Source organism: Faecalimonas umbilicata (assembly GCF_004346095.1).
Classification (GTDB): Bacteria; Bacillota; Clostridia; order Lachnospirales; family Lachnospiraceae; genus Faecalimonas; species Faecalimonas umbilicata.
Genome location: NZ_SLZV01000013.1, coordinates 31,711 through 47,530 on the forward strand (window position 1 = coordinate 31,711; position 15,820 = coordinate 47,530).

20 protein-coding genes are annotated in these 15,820 nt (G+C 37.2%); 2 read left to right on the forward strand and 18 right to left on the reverse strand.

The features are described from left to right. Window positions 1-3: 3 nt before the first annotated feature. The 5 genes from EDD74_RS07300 to EDD74_RS15255 form a co-directional block, all read right to left on the reverse strand. Window positions 4-651, reverse strand: a complete 648-nt coding sequence (locus tag EDD74_RS07300; RefSeq protein ID WP_016440400.1) for an amino acid ABC transporter permease — start codon at window positions 649-651, stop codon at window positions 4-6. Between the two features lie 58 nt (window positions 652-709). Next, window positions 710-1,540, reverse strand: a complete 831-nt coding sequence (locus tag EDD74_RS07305; protein ID WP_116442056.1) for an amino acid ABC transporter substrate-binding protein — start codon at window positions 1,538-1,540, stop codon at window positions 710-712. A 642-nt stretch (window positions 1,541-2,182) separates the two neighbouring features. After that, window positions 2,183-2,515 (reverse strand): nucleotide pyrophosphohydrolase, encoded by a 333-nt coding sequence (locus EDD74_RS07310; RefSeq protein ID WP_116442507.1) that lies wholly within the window; start codon window positions 2,513-2,515, stop codon window positions 2,183-2,185. A 69-nt stretch (window positions 2,516-2,584) separates the two neighbouring features. After that, window positions 2,585-3,616, reverse strand: coding sequence for a DNA/RNA helicase domain-containing protein (locus EDD74_RS15250; RefSeq protein WP_207658012.1), 1,032 nt, complete (start codon window positions 3,614-3,616; stop codon window positions 2,585-2,587). A gap of 20 nt (window positions 3,617-3,636) precedes the next feature. Further along, on the reverse strand, window positions 3,637-4,365 hold the full coding sequence (locus EDD74_RS15255; protein ID WP_207658011.1) for a GIY-YIG nuclease family protein: 729 nt from the start codon (window positions 4,363-4,365) through the stop codon (window positions 3,637-3,639). Window positions 4,366-4,691: 326 nt separating this feature from the next. Between EDD74_RS15255 and EDD74_RS07320 the strand changes: the two genes are divergently transcribed. Continuing rightward, complete coding sequence (locus EDD74_RS07320; protein ID WP_116442055.1) at window positions 4,692-5,765, forward strand: IS4 family transposase; 1,074 nt, start codon at window positions 4,692-4,694, stop codon at window positions 5,763-5,765. Window positions 5,766-6,694: 929 nt separating this feature from the next. Here EDD74_RS07320 and EDD74_RS07325 read toward each other — a convergent pair. The 6 genes from EDD74_RS07325 to EDD74_RS07345 form a co-directional block, all read right to left on the reverse strand. Beyond that, window positions 6,695-7,360: a PBECR4 domain-containing protein gene (locus EDD74_RS07325; RefSeq protein WP_116442053.1), complete on the reverse strand. Its 666-nt coding sequence runs from the start codon at window positions 7,358-7,360 to the stop codon at window positions 6,695-6,697. A 406-nt stretch (window positions 7,361-7,766) separates the two neighbouring features. Then, window positions 7,767-9,011, reverse strand: coding sequence for a tyrosine-type recombinase/integrase (locus EDD74_RS07330; protein WP_116442052.1), 1,245 nt, complete (start codon window positions 9,009-9,011; stop codon window positions 7,767-7,769). A 107-nt stretch (window positions 9,012-9,118) separates the two neighbouring features. Next, a complete protein-coding gene (locus EDD74_RS07335) occupies window positions 9,119-9,301 on the reverse strand; it encodes an excisionase (protein ID WP_116442051.1) in 183 nt (60 codons plus the stop codon). Between the two features lie 16 nt (window positions 9,302-9,317). Further along, the gene (locus EDD74_RS07340) at window positions 9,318-9,836 is read right to left on the reverse strand and encodes a type II toxin-antitoxin system PemK/MazF family toxin (protein ID WP_116442050.1); all 519 of its coding nucleotides are present in this window, start codon (window positions 9,834-9,836) and stop codon (window positions 9,318-9,320) included. Between the two features lie 165 nt (window positions 9,837-10,001). Beyond that, window positions 10,002-10,166, reverse strand: a complete 165-nt coding sequence (locus EDD74_RS15060; RefSeq protein ID WP_165919064.1) for a hypothetical protein — start codon at window positions 10,164-10,166, stop codon at window positions 10,002-10,004. A gap of 385 nt (window positions 10,167-10,551) precedes the next feature. After that, window positions 10,552-11,025: an RNA polymerase sigma factor gene (locus tag EDD74_RS07345; RefSeq protein WP_116442049.1), complete on the reverse strand. Its 474-nt coding sequence runs from the start codon at window positions 11,023-11,025 to the stop codon at window positions 10,552-10,554. Between the two features lie 375 nt (window positions 11,026-11,400). Here EDD74_RS07345 and EDD74_RS07350 point away from each other — a divergent pair, with 375 nt between their 5' ends. Further along, window positions 11,401-11,751 (forward strand): helix-turn-helix domain-containing protein, encoded by a 351-nt coding sequence (locus EDD74_RS07350; protein ID WP_024852977.1) that lies wholly within the window; start codon window positions 11,401-11,403, stop codon window positions 11,749-11,751. Between the two features lie 137 nt (window positions 11,752-11,888). Here EDD74_RS07350 and EDD74_RS07355 read toward each other — a convergent pair whose 3' ends face one another. From EDD74_RS07355 to EDD74_RS07385, 7 genes are all read right to left on the reverse strand, one after another. Then, window positions 11,889-12,185 carry a winged helix-turn-helix domain-containing protein gene (locus EDD74_RS07355; RefSeq protein WP_165851607.1) on the reverse strand — a complete coding sequence of 99 codons (297 nt, stop codon included), beginning with the start codon at window positions 12,183-12,185 and terminating at the stop codon, window positions 11,889-11,891. A 66-nt stretch (window positions 12,186-12,251) separates the two neighbouring features. Beyond that, window positions 12,252-13,007 carry an EFR1 family ferrodoxin gene (locus EDD74_RS07360; protein ID WP_116442047.1) on the reverse strand — a complete coding sequence of 252 codons (756 nt, stop codon included), beginning with the start codon at window positions 13,005-13,007 and terminating at the stop codon, window positions 12,252-12,254. Further along, window positions 13,001-13,606, reverse strand: coding sequence for a TetR/AcrR family transcriptional regulator (locus tag EDD74_RS07365; protein ID WP_116442046.1), 606 nt, complete (start codon window positions 13,604-13,606; stop codon window positions 13,001-13,003). The genes EDD74_RS07360 and EDD74_RS07365 overlap by 7 nt, the downstream gene beginning before the upstream one ends. Window positions 13,607-13,689: 83 nt before the next feature. Beyond that, the gene (locus EDD74_RS07370) at window positions 13,690-14,316 is read right to left on the reverse strand and encodes a CatB-related O-acetyltransferase (RefSeq protein WP_116442045.1); all 627 of its coding nucleotides are present in this window, start codon (window positions 14,314-14,316) and stop codon (window positions 13,690-13,692) included. Window positions 14,317-14,445: 129 nt separating this feature from the next. Then, window positions 14,446-14,709 (reverse strand): CD3324 family protein, encoded by a 264-nt coding sequence (locus tag EDD74_RS07375; protein ID WP_116442044.1) that lies wholly within the window; start codon window positions 14,707-14,709, stop codon window positions 14,446-14,448. Between the two features lie 268 nt (window positions 14,710-14,977). After that, entirely contained in the window at window positions 14,978-15,214 is a 237-nt protein-coding gene (locus EDD74_RS07380) for a winged helix-turn-helix domain-containing protein (RefSeq protein WP_165851606.1), read from the reverse strand. 137 nt (window positions 15,215-15,351) lie between these two features. Further along, window positions 15,352-15,819: a hypothetical protein gene (locus EDD74_RS07385; protein ID WP_330410008.1), complete on the reverse strand. Its 468-nt coding sequence runs from the start codon at window positions 15,817-15,819 to the stop codon at window positions 15,352-15,354. Window position 15,820 lies beyond the last annotated feature (1 nt).

Here is a 15,820-nt window from a genome sequence, read left to right on the forward strand (position 1 = left end):
CTCCTAACGATAATAGTTCAACTTTTTTTCAAACAATTCCATTCCCCATGCAACTGCATAATTAAAAATATAGTAAAATACACCAGCGATAAAAAATGGAACAACCGTTGTCTGTGCTGCTGCAATCTGTTTTGCTACCGCAAACATTTCAATGTAAGATAATGAATATACCAGAGATGTATCTTTTACCAGTGTGATTACTTCATTTGTCACAGATGGGAGCACATTTTTTACCATCTGTGGCAGTACGATTCTCAAAAACGTCTGCTGTCTGGAATATCCAAGGAGTGCAGCAGCTTCATACTGCCCTTTTGGAATAGACTCTATGCCAGAACGATAGATTTCCGCAAAATAGGCTGCATAATTCAAAGAACATCCAAGAAGAATTGCTGTCAGCTTGTATCCTCCAATATTCATCTGCCACAAGTAATATGGTGCAAAATACCATACTAGAAGTTGCAGCATCAAGGGTGTTCCCCGCATCACCGAGATATAAATTTTCACAATCCAGCTGATTAGTTTGATTCTACTGACTCTTCCAAAATAGACCAACAGTCCTAAAGGCAGCGAAAAAATCAGTGTCATGACAAAAATCAGACAAGTCTGTCCAAACCCTGCTGTCATTTGCCTCAACATTACCCCAAAACTCATGTTTCTTCCTCCTATCAGAATCTCCTTGAAAAGAAGTCCTCTTTCAAAGGGATCTTTTTTATTTTAGAGTTACCATATCGGCAATCTCATATTTTTCCGCGAGCTTTGCAATCGTTCCGTCTTCTGTCAATTTTTTCAGGTCGGCATTGACTACATCGCATAATTCCTGATTTCCTTTTTTAAATCCAATTGCATACTGCTCTGTATTCAAAGTTTCTTCCAAAATCTGGTATCCTTCTCCTCTGGTTTTGATCTGATAATTAGCAACTCCTACATCTATTGCAAGAGCATCGAGCGCACCTGCCTGAAGTTCTGTAAAGGCCGTATTATAATCCGCAAACTCATTCAAAGCGCTAAAGGTATCTGCCAGTGCCTTCTGGCCACCTTCTTCTTCACTCTGTAAAAGATCCAGTGCAGCACTTGCTGCCTGCACGCCAACGCTCTTTCCCTGCAAATCTTCCAAAGTTTTCATGTCGGATTTCTCTGCCACAACGATTACTTGACTGTTATCTACATACGGAGTAGAAAATGTATACTCCTCTTCTCTTCCATTCATAGTAAATCCATTCCAAATACAATCAATTGCGCCGGAATTTAATTCCATATCTTTCGAATCCCAGTTGATCGGTTTTTTCACCAGCTCCCAACCTTCCAGTTCACAGACTGCTTCTGCCAGTTCCAAATCAAATCCTGTATATTCTCCATTTTCATCCATATATCCATATGGTGGATATTCTGCATCAAATCCTACTGTAAATGTCTTCTTATCCTCCACACTCTCAGATTGCTTGCCATCCTTTTTGGAAATATTTTCTTTATCTCCACATCCCCCGAGCACCATTGTTGCAATTGTCATTCCCATCAAAAATATTGCTAAATTCCTTTTCATGCTTTTCATTCTCCTTTCTCTTGCGTTATCGCGTTAGTAATTGACCACTTTACTATATTAAATTAATTGCTTTTTATAGTATCACACCTTCCCCTTATTGTCAATGCTTGATCAAATTCTTACCTTATTTTCTGTAGAGTAGGCGGATGCAATTTTCATTCACCCCGATAGGATATACACGCCATTTACCAGTTCTGTCTTAATGTTCCATTGCTTCAATATCTTCAATTCTGATACCATCTACCCTACTGAAACTTCTAGCTATCACATTTCTTGGTTATTAGATATAGTTTGTTTTGAAATTGTCGAATTTTTTCTTTGGAGTTATTAGCCTTCATGACATTCTCGTACTCTTACCCTCTCTACAAACTTGAATGAATCAGAGAACCTCTTTATCACAGTTACCTTATCCACTCGCTTAGCACCCTGCATTACTGTAACACACTGAGTTTAGCTGCACGGCTCACTGATGATTACTGCGGCCGGACTTGCACCGACAAGTATAGTCCAGCTTCGCCGGACACGCACCATAATAAAAGGTCTCCTATGATTTAATAATTCATCATAGAAGACCTTTATATTGTTTAATTTACATAGATTTCTTCACAGGCTCATTAGAATTTTGCTCTATCCTAATTTCTTTTACAATTCATTATATTTCTTGGAATTATTTTTCGCCTTATTTATCGGATATTTTTTATTATTTTTCTTAAGTTTTTCTTGTATAATCTCGTTTATATCTAATTCACATACATCTGCCATAAGAACACAATAAATCAACACGTCCGCCAATTCCTCTCTGATTTTATCCTGCTTCTCTTTGCATTCTATATCCATGCCACTCCATTGAAACACCTCTAACAATTCAGCCGCCTCCAAACTGATAGAAACTGCCAAATCTTTTGGATTATGAAATTGTTTCCAATTCCTATCATCTCTAAATTTTAACACTTGATTTATCGTTTCTCGTATCATCATTTCAACCTCTCCTACCTTAAATATCCTTTTCATTTCAATAATCTCATATTCTTACTTAAATGCTGCCTATTCTAGAGACGGCAAGTTTTCTTTAATTTCCAGTGTTTCCTCCATATACTTTCGAAAAGCATCATTCTTCCAAAATCCTACACGAATTCCGTCAATTCCCCTCGTCAATAGCACATAGTATATATTCAAAACAAATAATGTAAATTCAAGCTTATTTTCTTCTTTCTTCATCTCCTCAACTGTAAAAGTTCCATTTGTATTAAAAAAATTGTTTGAATCTGCAAATAACTGACCTTTTGAATTCACTTGTAAATCCTTTCCAATTAGTACGCCGACTTTATTTAAATCAATTCCTTGTACAGCAAAAACTGATCCAATCTGTTCTTCCGCATCCTCTTCTTTGCTATTAATCCAATTTTCTTGTGTCGAATTCCACCTACGCTTCATATTCCCTTCTTGCCAATGGATAATAGATGGATTTTTCCCTTCACTTTGTTTCCATGCTTCTACCAACCCGGCTAATATTCGATTAATGTGTTCCGGATTAAAATTTTTATCTCTTTCTATCCATTCCGTTAAATTATGTAATGGATTTTCTGTTACATAGCCAAAATATGCATCTATATCGTTATCTCGAAATACATCTCTGTTAAAATGAGGATCATAATTTGTAAGTGTGGAATCCAGCAAGTCGGTGTCCTTATACAAAAGATACTTAATTCCATTAATATAATCATCTGAAGTATAACTTTTCCCTTTTGGTGTCTGGATTCTAAACTGAGTCGACAAAAACTTCTTTTCATATTTCTTTGTCAGATTTTGAAACATATTCCGAGTGATATTTGCAGGCCTGATTCCCTGCAAAACATCATACATAAGTACAATTTGTTTCCCAAGATGTTGGAGAATCTCCAAATGAGATTGGCAATTTTCAAATTCCGATATTTTATATACTGCATTGAATGAAGGATGCTGCTTCCCATACCGTCTAGACATTTTATGCGATTCATCTACAATAATCACATCATAGTTTTCTCTCGTGGTAATTAATTTTGTTGAGGTCAAAATAGATAATCGTCCATTATCCATTCCATAAGTTTTAAAAATGTCTACACCTGTTTTCTCCCAGTTCGGCTGTACTCCACTCCTATTTTAGCACTCTTTCTCTCTATAAGCATACTTGCAACTAGGTGTGTAAGTAAAACTGTTTTTCCAGTTCCAGCATCTCCATTAATCACATAATTTTTTTGAGGATTATGTACGATTTCATCAATTAATTTTGCTTGTTCATCTGTCAGCACTTTTACCGGACTATATTTTACCAATTCTTTTGTTCTAAGTTCATCAATAGTTTTATTTTCAACCCACCCTTTTTCATAAAAAATATTTTCCCATAACGGCAGAATAATTTCCGAAGAAACCTTTTCACGCCCAATATAGTCATTCACATTGTTTCCCCTAGTTCGATTGAGCACCACATCACTATGATTAAAATCAACCATCGTTTTTAGCTTATGTTGCTTGTCTGCAGAAAAATATGTAATTAGCTTACTCTCTACATCGTCCAATACAGAACGGTTAAACTCCCTTGAAAAGCCAACTATTACTTCGTCAAAATCCGCATTCAAAAACTTTTCTTCTACTCCAGAATAATGCTGTTTATGACGTTTTTCAAAATTTTTTGTTTGCCCTACATATATTTTCTGAGATTTCGTTCCTCTATAAACATAAATTGCATTTTGATTTCTTAATGCATTCTTTTCTGCCTCACTTTTCTGCTCAAAATCTATTAGTTGCCCATCTCGTATCTTTAATTCAATTACATTGTATTTAGACATATTTCATCTTCCCCCTTTATCAATGCTTATCAATTTTTCATTTTCCAACACTAAATGCTGCCAAATCTCACGCTTTTTAAGGATCCAATGGACTAGTTCACAAAACATTCTGCCACATATTCCCTTGCTTCCTTCTTTATATTATAAATTACCCCTCATCTTTCCTCAATCCCTATTTTCCATGCGATAACTTATGATAAATTTGGGGAAGATACACTATTTTACAAGCATGACCAACCGTCCAACGCAACATCATAAACTTAAGGAAATCTGCTTTGTGATAGGCAGGTTCTTTTATTTATGATAAAATTTAGACAGGGGTGTATATGAGAGGTACCTATATTGAAAGAATCCAAAAACTGTCTGAAAAACTATCAGATTCTATTTTGGCAGATTGTGCAAGAAAAATAAACAGCAATACTTTTTCAAGAAATAGAAAGATGCCTTTAAAAGATATCCTACTGTGCTGCCTTTCTAAAAAAGGGCTTACTACTACGCTGGAATTGAGAAACTATTTTATACAAAAGGATGTTCCTTCCATGAAAATGTCGAAACAAGGATATTTACAACAGCGAAAACGTCTTAATCCTGAAGTTTTTTCTTATCTGGATGATGAATATATGGCTGATTTCTATCATTCTTCCGAGCCAAGGCTCTGGAATGGATATCTGTTACTGGCAATTGATGGAAGTAAAGCAGAAGTGCCGAATTCAACAGAGAACCGAGAGCGCTTTGGAAAAAGTAATAATCACCACTCAGAACTTGGGCAGGTACGGACACTTGTAAGTGGCATGTATGACATTTTGAATCAGTTTTATCTGGATATTGAAATTTCAAATATTTCTACCAGTGAAACGGAGCTTGCCAAGAAAAATCTAACTCATTTAATGCATATGGATATCAAACAGCCCGTGTTAGCTATTTTTGACAGGGGATATCCATCTGTCGAATTTATTGATTTTCTAGAAACGAAAAAAATCAATTACTTATTTCGCCTTTCTTCCAATGATTATAAATTTGAGCGTAGAAATATGAAATCAACTGATGAGACGGTTGTTTTACAGCATATCTATCAGAGATTAGATAAAATAAGAAAAAAGCATCCAGAGCGATTCGAACGTATGAAAGAAAAAGAAAGTACGAATACGAGGACCATGACTTCTACGCTTCCTTCTGGAAATGAATTGGCACTTATGACGAATCTCCCCTTTGAATTTTCACAGAAACAACTGGAGGATTTGTATTATCAAAGATGGGAAATAGAGAAGAAATGTCATACACTTAAAAATAAAATGAAGTTTGAAAGTGTAACAGGAAAATCAACTATCTATGTAGATCAGGATTTTCATGCACAAGTGTTGGTATATAATATGCTGCAGGATATACGAAAAAACAGATGAGGAGGTATTTGTAAAAGGTCGTGAAAAGGGCAGTAAATATCCTATGCACACAAACGAAAATATTGCTATAGGACTATTTAAAGAACAGATGATAAAACTAATTCTTGAAAAAAATGCTGTAATAAGAGGGCACTTGCTTTTTAAACTGCAAGCAGAAATGAAAAATATATTTTACCTAAAAGAAATCTGCCTAGAAAAGAACCGAAAAAGAATCTTTCAAATAAATACAAAAACAATCAAAAAATAGTTTTTTAAAAAGTCCATACAATTCCATGGGGGTAAGTATGGACTTTTTTGCCTTAAATATAATTTTTATATCCGAAAAAGCAACAGATATAGGGATAATTTCCCCTTAAGTTTATGATGTTGCGCATAGCGGGAATATAAAAGGCAAAGTTTAAGATGGCATTTGGGGAAGCTCCTCCCCCCCCCCAAAAAAATTTTTCCCAAATCTACTGATAAAATACGTTATTTTATGATAATTTATGAATTTCTCTCAAACCTAAAAAACCCTTGAAAATGCCCATTTTCTGAGCTTTTCAAGGGTTTCAAAATTCACGTTATCTAGGAAATTAGTTTCCCATCTGTTTTGCAACTTCTGAATTACATTCCAGCCTGATCTGTGACATTTCACCCTCATATCTTGTTAAATATGTAGTAAATACAGTAATTTTCACTTCTCGTCACTACTCATTTGTTCCAATTCCCCCAACTATATATCTGGGGACACCAAAACCAGTTTTCTTCCACTTTTCTCACCCTTCTTTTTCTGTTTTGGGGGATTAAACCGCTCCATTTGGGGGATTTTTCTCCCCTATCCTTTAACAATGGCTCTTCGCTGTAATTCTTGCTTTTCCCGTATTGATTTTGGAATAAGTGTTATGAAAAACAGTCTCATGGGGTTATGAGTACCTATTCCCTATGTTCTATTATAAATTTTCTCGATCAATCATATTTTCTATTATTTCTGAAAAATAATATTCTTTCAGATCAAAACCCTTATCCACTTTTGCAAGATAGGAATATCTATCTTCTGTATAATGTTTGGATATAACAGCAAATACTTTATAAGTAGGTTGTGCTGTTACATCTCTAATATCCTTTTTCAACAATGTATTTGGCACATTTAATTTCGTATTTTTATCTTGTACAAAACCAATACAACCGCACACATTTCCAGCAGCTTTTTCTGTAAACAATTTAGGTCCTCTGTCTGTAAATTCTCCTATCATCGTTACATTTTTCTTAATCAGCATCATTCGCTCCAATATATCCAATTTCTGCCCTGTAGAGCCATCTTTTGCAAAAGAAAAATCATTTTCCGTCAATCTCTTATCAAGACATTTTTGGTAAAAATGAATTGCGGAAGCTGTTGTTTTCTTATTTAATCGAACCCCTGTCAAATGCAAAAAATTGTATCTATGAAAAGCAACCTCATAGCCTTGTACAGACGATAAAATCTTTCCCTTTTCCTGTAATTGCTTTTTTACCTCTCTCGGTAATCCATATAGAAACAAAACCTTTTGATCTTCTAGATTTTCCTTATAAAGTTGTGCCGCTTTTGTCATAATCTGTATTGCACGTCTTTTATCCATAACTCTGTCCTTATCTTGTGAAGTTTAGAAAAGGGAATGCTCATGCCGCGGCACTAAACATTCCCTTTTCATGGTTGATTTTTCCGTTGTCTGCCAACCTCCAGCTCCTATGTCTGGAAAATAACAGGTTTTTCCGTTGCCTGCCAACCTCCGACACCTTCGTTCGGAAAACGTATCAGATTTTAGGTGTCAACCCACCGCTGATGCACAGCTTTTCTAATTACATTCTACACGAAACATGCAGAAAATGCAATTACAATTTTATATTATGATACTCTGCTTCTTTTTATACATGATTCACGATCCTTCCATCAATCAATTCATAGAGAAAATCTAATATTTTCGCTACTTTCACACATTGATTGTATTTTATTGTTGTGTAAAAGTAAACTTTTCTCCCCCATCCTTAATAATGGCTTTTCGCTGTAATTCGTACTTTTCCCACATCGATTTCGGAATAAGGATCATTCTGGGTTTTGGCTACTCCAAACTTCTTAATTTCTTCATCCATCTTATTATCTAATACATGGGTATAAATATTCAACGTGATACTGATACTGGAGTGTCCCAGTAGAGACTGCACGACCTTTGGCTCCATTTTATTTTCAAAACATCTTGTCGCAAAGGTATGTCTCAACGTATGCGGATGAAAGTCTCGGATTATCTTTAGCTCTCTTTGTTCCTGCACTGCTAATACTGCTTCTTTTTCACGAATTCTCTTAATTACTTTTTTCACTTCTTTATCTACAATATATCTACTGCAAGGGCTTCCCATCCCTGTCGTAAATACTAAATCTGAAAACTCTTCCCCACTTCTCCAGCGTTCACCCAATTCTGCTTTTAACCGCTTTTGCTTTTCTTTCTGTGATTTTAATACTTCTTCCATTTCACCTAAAAATGGAATCTGTCTTGTAGAATTTACTGTTTTAGGGCTGACCAACATTTCTCTCTTTTTTCCATTACAATAGCTGCAGCTCAAAGAACGCCTGATCGTGATACATTTCTTTGAAAAGTCTATATCTGACCATTGCAGTCCTCCCAGTTCTCCAACTCTTACTCCCGTCAAACACATAAAATAAAACATTTCTTTATACCAACTGTCCTCTACCTCATTTAATAAGGTATTTTGTTCTTCTTGTGTCAAGGCAATTTCTTCTTTCGCTTTTTTATATGTCCACGGAACTTCTACAATTAGACACGGATTGCTTGCAATCATCTGATTTCCGACTGCAAATTCCATACACTCCCGCAACCGTCCCAGTGCCTCTCTCATAGCGCTGTTTGAAATTCCCTCTTGCTCCATCGTATTCAAAGCTCTTTGTACATCCAATGGCTTTATATCCTTCAATTTTTTTGAACCGATATAGAATCCAAAGGTTCTTTTGAAATTGTTCTTCATCGGATGGATACTTGTTTCTTTTACTTTATGCGCCTTTACTTCTGTAAACCATTCCTCAAACCATTCATTTAAGGTTATCATTGTTTTTCGATAATCGATACTATTCTTCACCTTTTCTTTTGCCTGATGAAATTCTTCAATCAGATGATCTAAATCCGAACCATACAAGCAGATTTTGACTCCGTTTACCATCGCTCTTGCTTCGTAAGTTCCTTTGTTTTCTCGTATTCCTTTTGGTAATTTTCTAGCCATAAAACATTCCTCCTAAATAAGACCTGTGATTTGTTTCACACTCAAATTAGCAGTCTTTTATAAATAAAACAAAGGTGCAAATTTTTCATTCACACCTTTGACATTTCCTATTTCCTAATTTGCGCTAAAAGCCATTTATCCAGCAGCATTTTATGTGCATAATTTCGATTACCTATTCGTACAACAAAGATTTTCTCATTCTCTTTCATTAGCTGCCTTGTCTTTGTTTTTCCCAAATTCAAGTATTCTGCTGTTTCTTCCACATTCAATAAAATTTTCTCATTATCCACATTATCCCTCTCTTCTTCAAAAATATTTCTTCCTTATTAAATAGTCATACCCTTTCCTGCTCTGACAAAACATACACACTTCTTTCTTCCGCTGTCCATAATCTGCCCTTTGGATAAAATGTTCCGGCGATTCATAGAAGACTTTTGCACATACCGGGCAGAGACATAACTGGATCGGCTTATCCAGTTTTCGCACGCCGGTACTTGTCCGCAATGCTTTGTCTACCTTTAACATCTGCTGTCTATCCAAAATTCCCACATACTCTCTCAGCCTGCTTTTATCAATCGTCCGCACCTGTTCCAAAAGTACCACGGAATTTTTCTCCAATCCTTTCCGGTCTCTCAATATCACATGCGTCGGAAGTTTTGTTTTCGGTTTACTTGTAACTGCCGCTACAATCACGGTCGGGCTATACGCATTCCCCGTATTATTCTGGATCACAAGTACCGGGCGGATACCGCCCTGCTCACTTCCCACAACTGGACTTAAATCTGCATAATAAATATCGCCTCGTCTGATTTCTCTTTCTTCCATCACGTTCCTCCTCATAGATTCCACTGTCTAAATGTCCTCGGATATTTCCTTATAGGAAACAGAGACAGCCTCCATACGGAATACTGCCTCTGAACTTATGTATCAGCCGGATTCCCGATCTTTTCTTGCTTCATCCTCAATGACTGTTTCTGATCTTTCCTCCGGCTACCATTCTTTGCCTAAATCAAGCCTATTTGTCCCCGACACCCCGGCTTTCTGTGTAAAAATACACGGGAACTCATCAAACGACTGACTGCGAATCAGTTCCACGGGAATCGCACCCCTCCGGGGATCGCCCGAAGCTGCCCTCACTTGTTGCGGTATCTTCATTTCCATAAGTAAATATCTTTTGGAAATTCTTCGCATACACGACTTTATGACCGGACAGGAGTATCATTATACCTGTTGTCTGTCATCGCCCTGCCAGCAGCAATCTGACAGTCAGAATCAAATCTTGTTCGCTCCATGAATGAAACAAATCAGACAGAAACCGTTTCTTCTCTCTTCGCGTGGGATTTCGCTGCCTTTCTCTCATTCACATCATGGCGGATTGTTTCATATAGCTTACGCTCATCACGATAACAACAGGAATGTGCCTGATGAATGGATATCCAATTATCAAGGTGCGCCCATTTACCATTTGTCGGGAAACAGGCAGGAAATGATCTTCCTCACTTGTTTCCCACTTTTAGAGAAAAAAGTAGCCTGCGAAACGCTATTTTTCTAACTCTTTTTTCAACTTTTCCAGAGCAACGTCAATCGAACGTTTCACCGGCATCTTCGTGCATCCCTCCAGTTTTGCGATCCGTTCATATGTCATACCATCAAAAAAATACAAAATCAGCCTGCGTTTCTGAATCTCTGGAAGTTTCTGTATTGCCCGGTGCAGCCTTTCCACAAGCAGCTTCTCCAACACTACATCTTCCACACTTTCCGGTTTCTGTACCGCCCGTCCATTTAGCGTATGCTCCCAAAGTTCCGAATGCTCTATGTACTTGTCCCACTGATGCAGATATGAAATATCCCGCAGTTCAAATTCGTCAAATGCTTCATAGAGCTCCCGGCTGATCTCAAATTCATGCTTTTGATGCTCTCCGTCTAAAAACTCAATATAGTAACTTCCGTTTCTTTCACAAATGCTGTACGGATTGTATTTATCTTTTCTTCTTTTTGGATGTTTTCCTTCCATGTCCTTTCCTCCGATCTGAAAATTTTTATGAAAATTTCAAATCGAAAGGCGGACCTCTGATCTCCTGAAACCGAACCGGTTTCAGAACAATCAAAAAGGGATATGATCCTCAACTGCATTGCTAAAGCGGCAAATAAAGTCAAAAAAATCAGGTGCATTACAAAACAGAATCAAACCGTCTTGTAGTACACCTGCATTCCCAAAACATTTTTCTATATGAAACTGACTTTTTTTAATCGTTTATCAATGACATCCCCCGGAACCTTTCCTCCCATACATCCCTCTCTCATGTATTGCACTGCATATTTTTAGTCCATTACAGGTATATTCATAACCGATAACGTGTACTGTAAACTATACACGAGGTGAATTGTAATGGATAAAATAAGAGAAAATCTCGGAATTGTAGTCAGAGAAGCCCGTGAAAAGACCGGACTCACACAATCTGAATTGTCTGAAAAACTCGGTCTGGGTGATAAAACCATTTTAAACATAGAAAACTTCCGTGGAAATCCAAAATTTGACAGCCTATATCCTCTTGTCAATTTTCTCAAAATTCCCGGAGATAAGTTATTCTACCCGGAACTGAAGGATGACGAACCAAACAAGCACCAACTGCTTTTGGAAATTCAATCCTGCAATGACCGGGAAGCTGCTGAACTTCTTCGAGTTACCCGCTATATGCTGGAACTACTCCGCAAACGCAATTCCGATTCAGAGCAATAATCAGCCGAAGATTCCTTTTGGCTGACTATTGCTCTTTCTGCTATAAAAAGATTTTATAAAAGAAATGGGTAAAAACTTGGTAAGAAACTGGTAAGCATTTGGTACGTTTTGCGCATAAAGAAACGGTACTGATCACTTTAACCAGTACCGCTTCTCTCATTCATTCCATGACTGAATTTATACCCCACACCCCAAACGTTCTCGATATAAGGTGTGCCTTTGGGATTCTCTCCCAGCTTCTTTCGTAATTGTTTCATCTGACAGGTTACTGCATTATCCACATCAACCGGTACTTCCTCACACCAGATTGATTGATAAATCTGCTCTTTCGTATATACCCATCCCGGATGCTCTGCAAGAAGAGCAAGAATGTCAAATTCTTTTCTTCGCAACGCGATCTGCCGGGAAGCGATCTGAACCTTCCGGCATTTCAAATCAATAACCAACGATCCGAAAATGAAAATAGTATCACCCTCTTTACATCAAGCCTTATTTCCTGCCTATACATACTTTGTTATAACGTGTTGATCAACCACTTTCTTCCCCAAAAGTGTAATTGCCTTTTGTGGGCATTTACTAATACACCGATAGCACATCGTACACCGATTCCCTGCAACTGCCTTTCCGTCAAGCAGCGAAAGATTCTGCGTCGGACAGTTTTGAGCACATATCCCACAACCATTACAGTTCTCATGAATATTCAGCTTTTTAGTATATGCTCTTGTTTTATGATAGAACCAAAGCCTTTGTCCAAACAATCCAATCACATGTGCCAGAAAAGACAGCCCCTCTTTCGGATATATCTGCCTTTTTATATCTGAAGCGACTTTTTCAATCTTTTCGGTCGCCTTTTCCACAAGCTGTTGATTCTCTTCAAAAGATTTTTTCAATAGCGGACTATCACATACGGAGTCCGGCATTTTCACATGTACTCCACCTAAGATTACTGCTCCTTTCTTTTCCAGCAATCTTGCGGCACATCCGGCACCATCTCCACTAAAGGCTCCCATTGTAGCTAAACAAAGAACCTGCTTCCCTTTCCATATTTCACCATTCTTCTCTATAAATGTCCGAACGAAATACGGTATATTGGAAAATTGTACCGGATAACCAAAGATAATCGTGTCATTCTCTTCCAGTTTTTTAGCTGCCGATGGATTTTCTAAAGAAACTGTTTCAGTTTCTCCTAAAAGTGAAGATAACAATTTCACACAATATTCTGTATTTCTGGTTCCACTAAAATAAATCCCTAACACGATGTCACCTCGTTTCCTACTGGAAATGTGCAAATCAGATCTTCTATTTTCTCTTCCCAGTCTGAGGCATATCTTACATTTTGAAGCGTTGCCAAAGAGGTAAGTCCATGAATATAAGCGAATAATGCAATGATATAGTCTTGTTTCTTTTCTTCTGAAAGTTCCAATGGAGCCAGCAGTTTCATTACCTGTTCTCTATATATCGAAAATGGCTTATAGTCCTCGTCACTTTCCCCTTGATTATCTAAATTGATCTGCATTTTACCTTTCGTAAATAAAAAGGAAAAATAGTGGGGATTCTGAAGAAAAAATAAAACGTATGCCTTTCCAAATTCCATGAGAAACTCTGGTTTTCCCGAATGCTTCGCAATCACATCCTGCAATCGTTCCGTAAACTGATCTGTAATATAACTCTGCATTGCCAGAATCAAATCATCTTTGTTCTTGAAATGACTGTATGGCGCAGCATGGCTCACATTACATTCCTGCGCTACCTTTCGTAATGAAAGTTGCTGCATACCATATTCTTCTACTAATTCAATCCCCTTCTCTATCAGTTCAATTCTCAAATTTTTATGATGATAGGCTGTATGTTTCATATTCCACCTCCGAACTTTACACTGTAAACATTATACTTCTTAATCTTTACACCGTCAAGTTTCGTAGATAATATTCTTATGAATTATTTCAACCGTTCGATACAACCGTTTTTAATATTTTCTATATTTCTGGCAATCTTTTCTTCTGTCCAATCCCACCACTTGATCTTTAACAATTCTTCGATCACTTTTTCATCAAATCGCTTTCGGATCGGCTTTGCCGGAACTCCTCCAACAATCGTATATGGCGGCACATCTTTTGTAACAACTGCTCTTGTTCCTATAATTGCTCCATCTCCAATGGTAACGCCTGATAATATGACCGCTTCATAGCCAATCCAAACATCATTTCCAATTACAATGTCCCCTCTATTGTCCCATGCATCTGTAACTTTTTCCTTTTCAAGATTCCATTCCTCAAAAAATAACGGAAATGGATATGTAGATAACGAATCAAGCGCGTGGTTTGCACTATTAAAAAGAAACTTTGTGCCACAAGCAATAGAGCAAAATTTCCCTATTTTCAGTTTGTCACCATTGATCGGATATTGATAAAGCACATTATTTGTTTCAAACTCTTTCGGATCATGGATCGTATCATGGTACATCGTATAATCTCCTACGATAATATTCGGATTTGAAATTACATTTTTCAGATAAACTGTTTTTTTATCTCCACTTCTCGGATATATTTTTCTCACATCAGCCATTTTATCAGTCCTCCTGCACTTTCTATATTTACACTCTCATTTTATGCTCATCTGTAAACCGACTCAATACACCAAACATTGCAGACCCAAATAATAGAAAAGAGAGCCACAAAATGCAGCTCTCCACAATTACTTCTGATAAATGATTTTTCTAATAGCATATACAGAAAGGTGATAACGTTCTGCAAGTGATGCAACTGTTTCTCCATCCCGGAATTCGGAAACAATTCTTTCATTCCGTTTACAAATTTCCGCCCTATAACCTGACAGTTCGCCCCATGCCCTACGTTGTTCATTCTTTGCCGGAACATAAAGATATTCCGCCTGTATATACTTTTGCAATTCTTCCACTAATGCACTTGGAAGAACCGTGTTAGCATTCACATATTTCATAACAGCTTTCCTCCTTATAGTACTCTAAGCAGCAAAGCCAGAAATATAAGATCAGCGACGCTTCTCTACTCCACGCAATGGTCGCTTTTCAACTGGCTTTGCGTGGAGAACAGCATCATTTTTTCTTTTCTTACTTTGGCACATCCTCATCACCAACTTTCCTTCTTGTTCTTCTATACTACTGTCATTCCAAAATACAGTCAATAAGCATCAACGAAAAAGCAGAACCCAAAACAATACAGTATTGTTTTTTATACAGTTTCTTCTCTTACTTCATCCCATGACTGAATTTATATCCCACACCCCAGACTGTCTCGATATAAGGTGTGCCTTTGGGATTCTCTCCCAGCTTCTTCCGTAATTGTTTCATCTGACAGGTCACTGCATTATCCACATCAACCGGTACTTCCTCACACCAGATTGATCGATAAATCTGTTCTTTCGTATATACCCATCCCGGATGCTCTGCCAGAAGAACAAGAATGTCAAATTCTTTTCTTCGCAACGCGATCTGCCGGGAAGCGATCTGAACCTTCCGGCATTTTAAATCAATGACTAACGATCCGAAAATGAAAATGGTATCACCCGCCTCTAGACTCTCCCCACTTAAAAGTTTTCTACATTCTAATGGTTAAAAGATTTTTATTTTACACTTATTTCTACATTTCCCGTAAAGTTTTCACATTCAATCCCAATGTAATTTCCGCCATCCGGAAGCGTAAAAGTATCCTTATATTTCCCAGTCGTTTCAATTAAAGTTACTGGTTCTTCTGCACCTGAACTCCAAAATACCTTTGCTGTCCCTTCATCTACTTCCAAATTACATGTAATCGAAATTTCTTTTCCTGCTTCCCGTTTTATTGAAGTACCTCCAAACAAATATTCTGTATCAGAAAAACCTTTATAATCTGCCTGATAACTTCCCGTATAATCATCGATCCCTTTTTCTTTCTTCCCTTGCAAAGACAAGTTTCCGGTCAATTCTGACGATCCGACAGATTGAACAATATTATTATAATGATCGAGGACTTCATCTTTTGTACATCCGGAAAGTGTGCAAACTCCCAAAAGGGATAACGTTAATAAAACAAGACCTTTCTTCACTGACATT

Excerpts from the sequence above, each read along its gene's own strand:
- EDD74_RS07300 (WP_016440400.1), bottom strand. The coding sequence starts at position 651 with ATGAGTTTTGGGGTAATGTTGAGGCAAATGACAGCAGGGTTTGGACAG.
- EDD74_RS07305 (WP_116442056.1), bottom strand. The coding sequence starts at position 1,540 with ATGAAAAGGAATTTAGCAATATTTTTGATGGGAATGACAATTGCAACA.
- EDD74_RS07310 (WP_116442507.1), bottom strand. The coding sequence starts at position 2,515 with ATGATACGAGAAACGATAAATCAAGTGTTAAAATTTAGAGATGATAGG.
- EDD74_RS15250 (WP_207658012.1), bottom strand. The coding sequence starts at position 3,616 with ATGGATAATGGACGATTATCTATTTTGACCTCAACAAAATTAATTACC.
- EDD74_RS15255 (WP_207658011.1), bottom strand. The coding sequence starts at position 4,365 with ATGTCTAAATACAATGTAATTGAATTAAAGATACGAGATGGGCAACTA.
- EDD74_RS07320 (WP_116442055.1), top strand. The coding sequence starts at position 4,692 with ATGAGAGGTACCTATATTGAAAGAATCCAAAAACTGTCTGAAAAACTA.
- EDD74_RS07325 (WP_116442053.1), bottom strand. The coding sequence starts at position 7,360 with ATGGATAAAAGACGTGCAATACAGATTATGACAAAAGCGGCACAACTT.
- EDD74_RS07330 (WP_116442052.1), bottom strand. The coding sequence starts at position 9,011 with ATGGCTAGAAAATTACCAAAAGGAATACGAGAAAACAAAGGAACTTAC.
- EDD74_RS07340 (WP_116442050.1), bottom strand. The coding sequence starts at position 9,836 with ATGGAAGAAAGAGAAATCAGACGAGGCGATATTTATTATGCAGATTTA.
- EDD74_RS15060 (WP_165919064.1), bottom strand. The coding sequence starts at position 10,166 with ATGAAGATACCGCAACAAGTGAGGGCAGCTTCGGGCGATCCCCGGAGG.
- EDD74_RS07345 (WP_116442049.1), bottom strand. The coding sequence starts at position 11,025 with ATGGAAGGAAAACATCCAAAAAGAAGAAAAGATAAATACAATCCGTAC.
- EDD74_RS07350 (WP_024852977.1), top strand. The coding sequence starts at position 11,401 with ATGGATAAAATAAGAGAAAATCTCGGAATTGTAGTCAGAGAAGCCCGT.
- EDD74_RS07365 (WP_116442046.1), bottom strand. The coding sequence starts at position 13,606 with ATGAAACATACAGCCTATCATCATAAAAATTTGAGAATTGAACTGATA.
- EDD74_RS07370 (WP_116442045.1), bottom strand. The coding sequence starts at position 14,316 with ATGGCTGATGTGAGAAAAATATATCCGAGAAGTGGAGATAAAAAAACA.
- EDD74_RS07375 (WP_116442044.1), bottom strand. The coding sequence starts at position 14,709 with ATGAAATATGTGAATGCTAACACGGTTCTTCCAAGTGCATTAGTGGAA.
- EDD74_RS07385 (WP_330410008.1), bottom strand. The coding sequence starts at position 15,819 with ATGTCAGTGAAGAAAGGTCTTGTTTTATTAACGTTATCCCTTTTGGGA.